General features: G+C 45.3%; 6 protein-coding genes and 1 pseudogene. 4 read left to right on the forward strand and 3 right to left on the reverse strand.

Features of this window, described 5'->3' with window-relative positions:
• The 4 genes and pseudogenes from AB4496_RS11205 to AB4496_RS11220 all read left to right on the forward strand — a co-directional run.
• Window positions 1-457: hypothetical protein (locus tag AB4496_RS11205; RefSeq protein WP_372130975.1), on the forward strand; the 457-nt coding region annotated here is incomplete at its 5' end.
• 25 nt (window positions 458-482) lie between these two features.
• Window positions 483-1410 (forward strand): annotated as a pseudogene (locus AB4496_RS11210) (tripartite tricarboxylate transporter substrate binding protein).
• An 85-nt stretch (window positions 1411-1495) separates the two neighbouring features.
• Complete coding sequence (locus AB4496_RS11215; protein WP_029222392.1) at window positions 1496-1951, forward strand: tripartite tricarboxylate transporter TctB family protein; 456 nt, start codon at window positions 1496-1498, stop codon at window positions 1949-1951.
• Window positions 1952-1960: 9 nt separating this feature from the next.
• The gene (locus tag AB4496_RS11220; RefSeq protein ID WP_102257331.1) at window positions 1961-3463 is read left to right on the forward strand and encodes a tripartite tricarboxylate transporter permease; all 1503 of its coding nucleotides are present in this window, start codon (window positions 1961-1963) and stop codon (window positions 3461-3463) included.
• 205 nt (window positions 3464-3668) lie between these two features.
• Here AB4496_RS11220 and AB4496_RS11225 read toward each other — a convergent pair whose 3' ends face one another.
• The 3 genes from AB4496_RS11225 to AB4496_RS11235 form a co-directional block, all read right to left on the reverse strand.
• A complete protein-coding gene (locus AB4496_RS11225; protein ID WP_102257332.1) occupies window positions 3669-4385 on the reverse strand; it encodes a FadR/GntR family transcriptional regulator in 717 nt (238 codons plus the stop codon).
• Between the two features lie 525 nt (window positions 4386-4910).
• Window positions 4911-7064 (reverse strand): heparinase II/III family protein, encoded by a 2154-nt coding sequence (locus AB4496_RS11230; RefSeq protein WP_102257333.1) that lies wholly within the window; start codon window positions 7062-7064, stop codon window positions 4911-4913.
• Between the two features lie 2 nt (window positions 7065-7066).
• A partial coding sequence (locus AB4496_RS11235; RefSeq protein WP_372130977.1) for a heparinase II/III family protein occupies window positions 7067-8558 on the reverse strand: 1492 nt, incomplete at its 5' end.

Here is an 8558-nt window from a genome sequence, read left to right on the forward strand (position 1 = left end):
AGATATCACTCAAGATGCTATCGATATCGTTAAACCCTCTATCGACAAGCTGTTTGAAAGAACCAATAGAAAAGAACTGCATATTGTCGTTATGAATCCACACCTCAAGCCATGGGAAGCCTCTTTCGAAGACGCCATTCTTTATGAAGAGTCTTTGGGAACCCCTGATAACTGGACTATCAAGTTTGATCACCTTGCTCGTAAGAAAGCTCAGCAAGCATGGCGAGAATCGACAAGCAATCTAACACTTCATTCTCAACACCCATCTTCATTACGTGACGAAGACTTACTGTTTTATGGTTCGTTTGTTTACGGAAACGTGGTTGTTGCCTGCAGTGGCGTACAACAATGGTATGACATGCTGATCAGTGGCTGGATAGCGGTAGCTATTGAACAGCTAGCAATGCACGAATACCAAACAGAAAAAGCAGAAAACCCTACAAAAACATATCGCTAATAATTAGAAACAGAAGGAACTTACTATGAGTAAATTATTGAAATCCATCATGCTGGCAGCTGGCATACTTGTTTCTGCAACGTCGATTGCAGCAGACTACCCGAGCAAAAACATTCGCTTAGTTGTCCCATTTGGCGCGGGCGGCGGTACAGATGCCGTTGGCCGTACCCTTGCAAATAGTGCGAAAGACATTTTAGGACAAAACATTTCAATCATGAACCGTACGGGTGGTGCGGGTGCCGTAGGTATGAGCTTTGGTGCTCAGCAGCGCGCTGATGGTTACACGTTGACAGTAGTCACTCGTGAAATCGCTTCGCTCCCTCAAATGGGTTTGATGCGCCATACCGCAGACGATTTTAGACTCATTCGCTTAGTAAACCTCGACCCAGCGGTCGTATTAGTTGCAGCCGATAGCCCATACAACACCATTAATGATCTGATTAAAGAAGCCAAAGAAAAACCTGGTAGCGTGAAATTTGCTTCAACCGCTGCGCCAAACTTCTACTTAATGTCTCTTGAAAAAGACCAAGATATTAAACTCAACGCTATCCCTTATAACGGTGCATCTGAAGCGATTCCTGCAGTACTGGGCCACCACACAGACGTAACCATGGTGACACCGGGTGAAGCTATCGCTCAACTTCGTTCAGGCCAACTAAAAGCATTAGGTGTCATGTCTGAAGAACGTATTCAGTACATTCCCGATGTTCCTACTTTGAAAGAGCAAGGTATTGAATGTAGTAACAGGAACATGGCGTGGTATCGGCGCTCCAAAAGATACGCCGGATGCAGTCATCGAGAAACTAGGTGCGGTATTTGATGAAGCAATGGCAAGTGAAGAGTTCAAGTCTTTCATGGCAAAAGGCGCAATGACTATCCACAACCTTGACGATAAAGCCTTCACTACGTTCGTTTCCGAAGATACAAAATCGCTTACTGAACTAATTCAATAACATTCATCCAGAGGCACAACGATCAGTTGTGCCTTTTTTATCGGTATGTACCTTTCCCTTGCTTTACTTTTTAGGGGTAAATTCTATGTCTAACGCCAACTTAAATCGGAATGTCGTTTTCCCTTCCATAATCATCATACTAAGCGCAATAGCACTCGCGTTGATTACTCAGTTTGATCGTCCGATGTATCAAGATGCAAGTGTTGATGCAAAATTCTTCCCGATGATGATTGTGATTGCTCAAATTGCTATCTGTATTGTTCTCATCGTTCAGCACAAACTCAAAGGTGTTCCAGAACAACAAGAAGCGATGATAAGCAAGATGTCGATCTTCGGCGTGGCCTTTCTTATTGGATACGCATTACTCATCAGTGTGGTTGGCTACCTTTACGCGAGTTTGATTGCCTTTATGTTCTACCTCGTTTACTTCAAAGTTAAGAAGCCAATCTACTACGTTGTCGCCGTTGTCTTTGTGTTTGCGGTTTACTATTTGTTTGGCGAGGTGTTCTACATCGCGCTTCCTGAAGCAACCTGGTCATAGGAGGTCATAATGTTTGAATATCTAATCGATGGTCTCGCAACCGCTGTGAGTTTTGCAGTGCTACCTGTCCTTGTTTTTGGTGTACTGGGCGGCGTAATTTTAGGCGCACTACCCGGTCTAACGGCGACGATGGGCGTTGCGATTCTCCTTCCGTTTACCTTTGGCATGGAACCGACGTCAGCCCTCGTGATGTTAATTGGTGTATACATTGGTGGCATTTACGGTGGTTCTATTGCCGCAATACTACTTAAAACACCAGGGACACCAGCGTCTGCAGCAAGTGTACTCGACGGCCACACCATGGCTGTGAGAGGACAAGCAGCAAGAGCATTAAGTATTTCGGCTGTTGCTTCATTCATTGGCGGGTTACTCAGTACTATCGTCCTTATTGCCATTGCGCCTAAATTAGCGACCTTTGCACTTCGTTTTAATGCTCCAGAGTACTTCGCACTTGCTCTGTTTGGTTTAACTATCATTGCGAGCGTTTCTTCGAACAACATCTTTAAAGGGCTACTTGCGGGTACGATTGGACTACTGGTTTCTACCGTTGGGCTCGACCCAATCAGCAGTGTGCCAAGGTTTACTTTTGACATCATGGATCTCTACAGCGGAATCAATGTCATCCCTGTTTTGATTGGTTTGTTCGCTCTATCTGAAGCATTAAACCAGCTAGAGAAACTGTTCTCTGAAAAGAAAGTCGTCGCGCCGAAGTTTGACCACAAATTATTGAGCAAAGGCGACCTTAAAGAAATGCTACCAACCGCAATAAAAAGTGGTTTGATGGGAACAACCATCGGTTCTGTACCGGGTGCTGGTGCTGATATTTCGGCATTCGTTTGTTACAACGAAGCAAAACGTTCATCGAAAAATCCCGAAGAGTTTGGTAGAGGATCAGTACGAGGTCTAGCAGCAGCCGAATCTGGAAACAACGGTGTAACGGGTGGTTCGTTAGTTCCATTGTTAACACTTGGCGTTCCGGGGGATGCTGTGGCAGCGGTTCTTTTAGGCGCACTCATTGTTCAAGGTTTAACACCGGGGCCTCTGCTGTTTGCCCAAAACCCCGAAGTGGTTTATGGCGTATTCAGCTCGATGTTGGTTGCTAACCTTGTGATGCTAGTGATTGGTTTACTGGGTATTCGTTTCTTCTGCCGTATCATTGAAGTACCGAAGATCATCATGATTCCAATCATTGTCTTCCTTTCAATTGTCGGCGCTTACGCAATTAACAACTCGATGTTTGATGTGGGTATTGCAATCGGTTTCGGTCTACTTGGCTTTATCTTAACTAAACTGGATATTCCGTCTTCACCAATTCTGCTTGCGATCATCTTAGGGCCAATGGCAGAAACAAACCTTAGGAAATCACTGCTGATGTACGATGGCAGTTGGTCTTTCCTTTATGAGCGCCCTATTGCTCTCGCGTTCATCGTGTTAGCTGTATTCTCGGTTTATTCAACGTTAAAAATGAAGAAAAAGCAGAAACAAAAGCAAACTTACGAACATCATGATTAGCCGCTTGTTTAAGCTATAATATTCAAAGAACTCAAAGCCAGAGACAACAGTCTCTGGCTTTTTTCATACATGAAAGCAGCCAATTTTCGTAAACGGTAGACAACAAAAAAGTATGCACTTGGCATACCCTTTTAAGTCGTTTATCTGAGCGTAATGCTGTTCATCTCTATATGAAGTGACTCATCTACGCTCTAGATTATTTCTATTACGCCGTCGCCAAACGGTGGTTGGCATCCTGCAAGTGTGCCGCAGAAACAACTCGTGCCTTATCACTATCACCAGCCATGATTGCTTCATAGATTCTGCGGTGTTCATTGATACATGTGCTGCCCTCTTCAGAAGAGTGCACGATGAAGTTAACGAACATGGTCGTCAGAATATTGCCGAATGGCAGGTAGAAATCGTTACCTGTCGCATTAAAGATCAAGCTATGGAACCGAGTATCAATGTCTGTCCAACGCTCTTGGTCAAACACTTCAGCTTCATCCACTTCGACCATCTTTTGGAAGATCTCTGAAAGCTCGATACGTTGCTCAGCGGTCGCAAATTTTGCCGCCAGTGCACACGCTTCAGGTTCAATCGCACGGCGAAGACCTAAGAACTGTGAACAGAATTGGTCTACGTCGGTTAGGCCGTCCATCCATTCAATCAGTTGAGGATCAAGGAAGTTCCAGTATGCGCGATCCACTACACGAGTACCGATTTTCGGGCGGGATTCTAACAGACCTTTAGAGGTCAATAGTTTAACTGCTTCACGAAGTGCCGTTCGGCTGATACCAAACTGTTCACACAACGCCATTTCACCAGGAATAATAGAACCTTGTGGCAGTTCGCCAGACAAGATTCCACGAGCGATTTCACGCGCTACTTGCACGTGCAGGCTGCGCTTCGAGCCCGAAATTGAATTAAAAGTGGTAACCATAAGTTCACTTATTTTATATGTTATGTTTATGTATTATTTAAGGACCACTATAACAGTATTTCAACCTACAGCCAATTGAGTAAAATCCAAACGAATCACAACCTGCAAATTTTTATAATCAGAGATTTAAAAAACATCCTGTGAGAAACGTTATCTTAAATCACTCATAAATCCGTACTCAAAACTAACCCTCTCTGTATCGGTATGAAAACCACCAGCACAGCCTCGAAAAACCATGGAAAAAAGATACACCTTTAGAAGCGCAATTCATTAACCGCCAGAGATTATTAAATGAGATCCCCTTCCCAAATTACATCAGCCTCTTTCCTACACGCATAAAAAAACCGAGCAACTCACAACGAGTTACTCGGTTTGACTTATTTCCGATATTCTTTGTCATCGACATTAATTTCGTTCAGTTACTTAGATGCGAACACCCTTACAATCGAACATGATATGGCGCTTCGTTCCCGCAAAGCACCACATCAGCACACACCATCGTTAAACGGTATGTGTGTTGATCATTTACAGTTGAGCAAATGACCCTTCCCACGAGTATGTCTCACCCGCGAACTCAACAGTGTGAGTTGCTTGCTGCGTGTCTTCAGCTTGGTTTGAAATACCGTAGTGGTAAGTGTTACCAGAAGTAGTCTGAATACGAACAACAGTCCCGACACTGTTATGGCCCACAACAGACACTGATTTAACCAGACCACGAGCGCCTACAGAGGCTTCGATTGACTCGTTAAAGTAACCATGCGTTTCTAGTACAGAAGCAAACACGTGGTTTTGACCAGACTGACGTAAGATAAGCGCAGGCTCACTCTTAAGGTTAAAGTCTGGATCGTTAGCACCAGTGCGAGCAAAGATTACTTCACTGCCCGCATTCGCGCTGGTTACTAGGCTGTAGTAGCTGCTGTCATGTAGCCAGCTCACCAGAGAGCCCTCTTGGTTCACTTTGCCTGAAGCAACGTTCCATAAGTGCTGGTAACCGTTGTCTTCACCTAGCGGCTTCAGCGTGCTTTCGATGTTGTAGTCGAAGTCAGTACGGATGATCTGGCCAGAGTGGTGAACGGGCAGGTCGTACTGGTGCTCAGCGTCAGCTTCAATGCGGTATACATCGATCACTAGTGGCTTCTCGAATTCAGGAAGTTCAGCAAGAATCACGCTGCGTTGCATGTCTACGCCGGTGTAGTACTCAGAAATTGTGCCGCTCATACCTTGCAGAGACTGGTCGTCTGCTACGAAGAAGTGCTTCTGACCAAACTTAGATTCAGCCAATGCCGTATCGAAGTTGTTCTGTGTTTTCTGATCAACCGTTACTGTGTTGTGAGCAACTGTCTGCTTACAGTAAGACTTGTTCTCTGGGATGTAACGACCGCCAAACTTAGGCTCAACGTTTACCCAGCGACCGAAGCCGTAATCGTGCAGCACTTCGTGGCCACGGCTGAATACGCTTAGGTGTAGCCCATCGTAGTGACCATGGTCTAGTGCAGAGTGGTATTGGTGATCGCTGCCGTGTTGACCAAACCAAATCAACGCCATCGTGTCGTCGTCTTGTTCGTCACGGTGACGAAGAATGCTTACGCCGCCTTTTTCGCCTTCAGGGCCGTCCGTTACAAACAGGCTACCCCAGTTGAATGCTTTGATGTCGTCTGCTGCATTGACAGCGTCAGATAGCGTTTTACCTGAAGCATGGACCCAAACATCTTGTTGGTGATTAGCCATACCAAGTAAAGTTTCAGTCTGCTCATAGCGGTGGTAACACACAGACGTTGCCATAATAACGCCTTCATCGTTAATAGAAATCGTCTTCGATGAATCGTTCAGAGCTGGCAATGTACCGTCTGGGAATGCCGTTTTAAATACCGCGTAAGACGTTGTCTTGATCACTGAATCGTTAAATTCGTAAATACCAAGATCTGGCTGACGACGTTCAATCGCTTCTGCGAACAAGTAGATTGGACGTAGTGAGAAACGGTGGTAGTAAGGACCTTCCATGTAGTAGCCGTCTGGCGAGAACAGTTGGTCAAGTTGCGCTAAGAAACCACCGCTTACTTTGTCTAGTTTCAGGCCGTAAAGCGCTTTGTCTACTGACTCTTGATCGTTGATTGCGTAACCACAGATACCTACCGCTGCCACAGCCCATAAGCCGTGGTTGTGTACGATATCGAAGTCGTGTGCGTAAGTCACAACGAACATTTCGATCATTTGCTTAAGAAGATCGTCTTCGATCAGACGCTTTTGCTCTTCAGAAATGGTGTGGTAAATACAGCTGTACGCACAAGAAGCGTAAAGCATCCACATGTTCTCGTTCAACGTTTGGTGGAACAGCTTACCCGGAGGGTTAGAGTCACGGCTTACGTTACTTTCAAGTGTTGGGTACACCGTCGCGTACGCAGTTAACATATCAACGATGTAATCACGGTACTTTGTTTCCTCAGTGATAAGGAACAAACGACCCGCTAGATCCATGTGAATGTAGTTTTGCTTATGACGGTTATGTTCGTAGCCGCCGCCTTCACCGTGACCTGGAACTTCAATGCCAACTTCCGCCATGTAAGCGTCAGTTTGTTTAATATCGCGAGTCAGTGCGTTACCTAAAAGGCTATCCTTGCCAAGTTCTTTACGAAGCTCTGCTGCTTCCTCAAAGTTAAGTAAAAGTGGTTGATAGCTCATTATTATTTCCCCTGCTCTGCTGTGCTTGCTAATTCTGGGTTTAAAATTGTTTCTACTGAGTAGAAGCCTGTCCAGCTGTATACTTTACCGTTCAGTTCTACTTTGTGTTCAGTGCTCTCAGTCGCGCCAAGTTGGTTGCTGATCATCACTGTCACATTTGACTTCTCTGTGGTGATTTCGACGACTGAACCGACGTTTGTATGCGCTACAACCTTGATGTCTTTCACAACGCCGCGAGCATTTACTGATTGTTCGAACTCTTCGTTAAAGTAACCGTGCGTTTCTAGAACAGAAGCGAACAGTGTTGTTTCGCCTTTGCTACGTAAAATGAATGCAGGCTCTGAACGTAGGTTGAAGCTTGGATCGTTAGCACCAGTGCGAGTAAAGACAACTTCAGCATTGTCGTTAGACGTTGCGCCTAGCCAAGTGTAGTACGTGTTATTTTGTAGCCAGCTTACCAGTGCTGTGCCCTTCACTTCACCACTTGCTACGTTCCATAAGTGTTGATAACCGAAGTCGCTGCCTAGTGTGTTTAACTCTTTGTTCGTTTGGTATTCGAAGTTAGTGCGAACTATTTGACCTTCATATTGATGAGAGTAATCAAATTGGTGCTCACCTTCGCCGCCCTTCTCAGAATCTAAACGGTATAGGTCTAACAATAACGGAGATTCAAGCTCTTCAAGGTTTAACATGAACACGCTGCGTTGCATGTCAAAACCTTGGTAGTGATCGTTAGCAAATGCACTCATGCCGTTGATTTTCTCGTCTTCTACTTTAAAGAAGTGAGGCAAGCCGTGTACTGAGTCTGCACGCTCAACGTCAAAGTTATTCTGACATTTTTCATCAATGGTTACTGCATTATGAGCAATCGTTTGACGTGCGTAAGATTTGTTTTCATCTAGGTAACGACCGCCGAATTTTGGCTCAACGTTCACCCAACGGCAGAAGCCGTATTCACGTAGTACTTCTTGACCGCGGTTGAAGAAAGAAATACCCAGCGTATCGAAGTTGCCGTGACCCATGCCGTGTTGGCCGTAGTTCATCACTAACTGAGAAACGTCGCCTTTCTTATCCTGCATGCGGATAAAACCTTGCGCGCCGTTGTGACCTTCAGGGCCTTCGTTCAATTCAACACTTGGCCAGAAAGGCATGCCGATTTCTTTTTCAGCAGAAGCCGCTTCGTATGCTTTAGATAACTCAAGACCACATGGGTGCATCCATACTGCGTCTTGAATCTTCGCCATACCAAGAATGTTTTGGTCAACACCCTCAGCTGAAGAGTAGTGCTTACTGTAAACACTGACTGCAACCTGAACACCCATGTCTGTGATGCCCATTGTACGAGAAGCATCATTCAGAGCCGGGAACTCACCGTTCGGATAAGCCGTCGCAAGCATGGCTTGTACCGTGTTACCAATCACGCCGCCTTTGTAGTTGTAAATATCAACTTCAGGCATATGACGGTGAATGACTTCAGCGAAAACACATGTTGGG

Origin of the sequence: Vibrio sp. 10N.222.46.A1, assembly GCF_041473595.1 — a bacterium.
In the GTDB taxonomy this organism is placed as follows: Bacteria; Pseudomonadota; Gammaproteobacteria; order Enterobacterales; family Vibrionaceae; genus Vibrio; species Vibrio tasmaniensis_A.

What these genes read in the sequence shown, in the direction of transcription:
- AB4496_RS11230 (WP_102257333.1), bottom strand. Translation starts at nt 7,064, where the DNA reads ATGAGCTATCAACCACTTTTACTTAACTTTGAGGAAGCAGCAGAGCTT.
- AB4496_RS11225 (WP_102257332.1), bottom strand. Translation starts at nt 4,385, where the DNA reads ATGGTTACCACTTTTAATTCAATTTCGGGCTCGAAGCGCAGCCTGCAC.
- AB4496_RS11215 (WP_029222392.1), top strand. Translation starts at nt 1,496, where the DNA reads ATGTCTAACGCCAACTTAAATCGGAATGTCGTTTTCCCTTCCATAATC.
- AB4496_RS11220 (WP_102257331.1), top strand. Translation starts at nt 1,961, where the DNA reads ATGTTTGAATATCTAATCGATGGTCTCGCAACCGCTGTGAGTTTTGCA.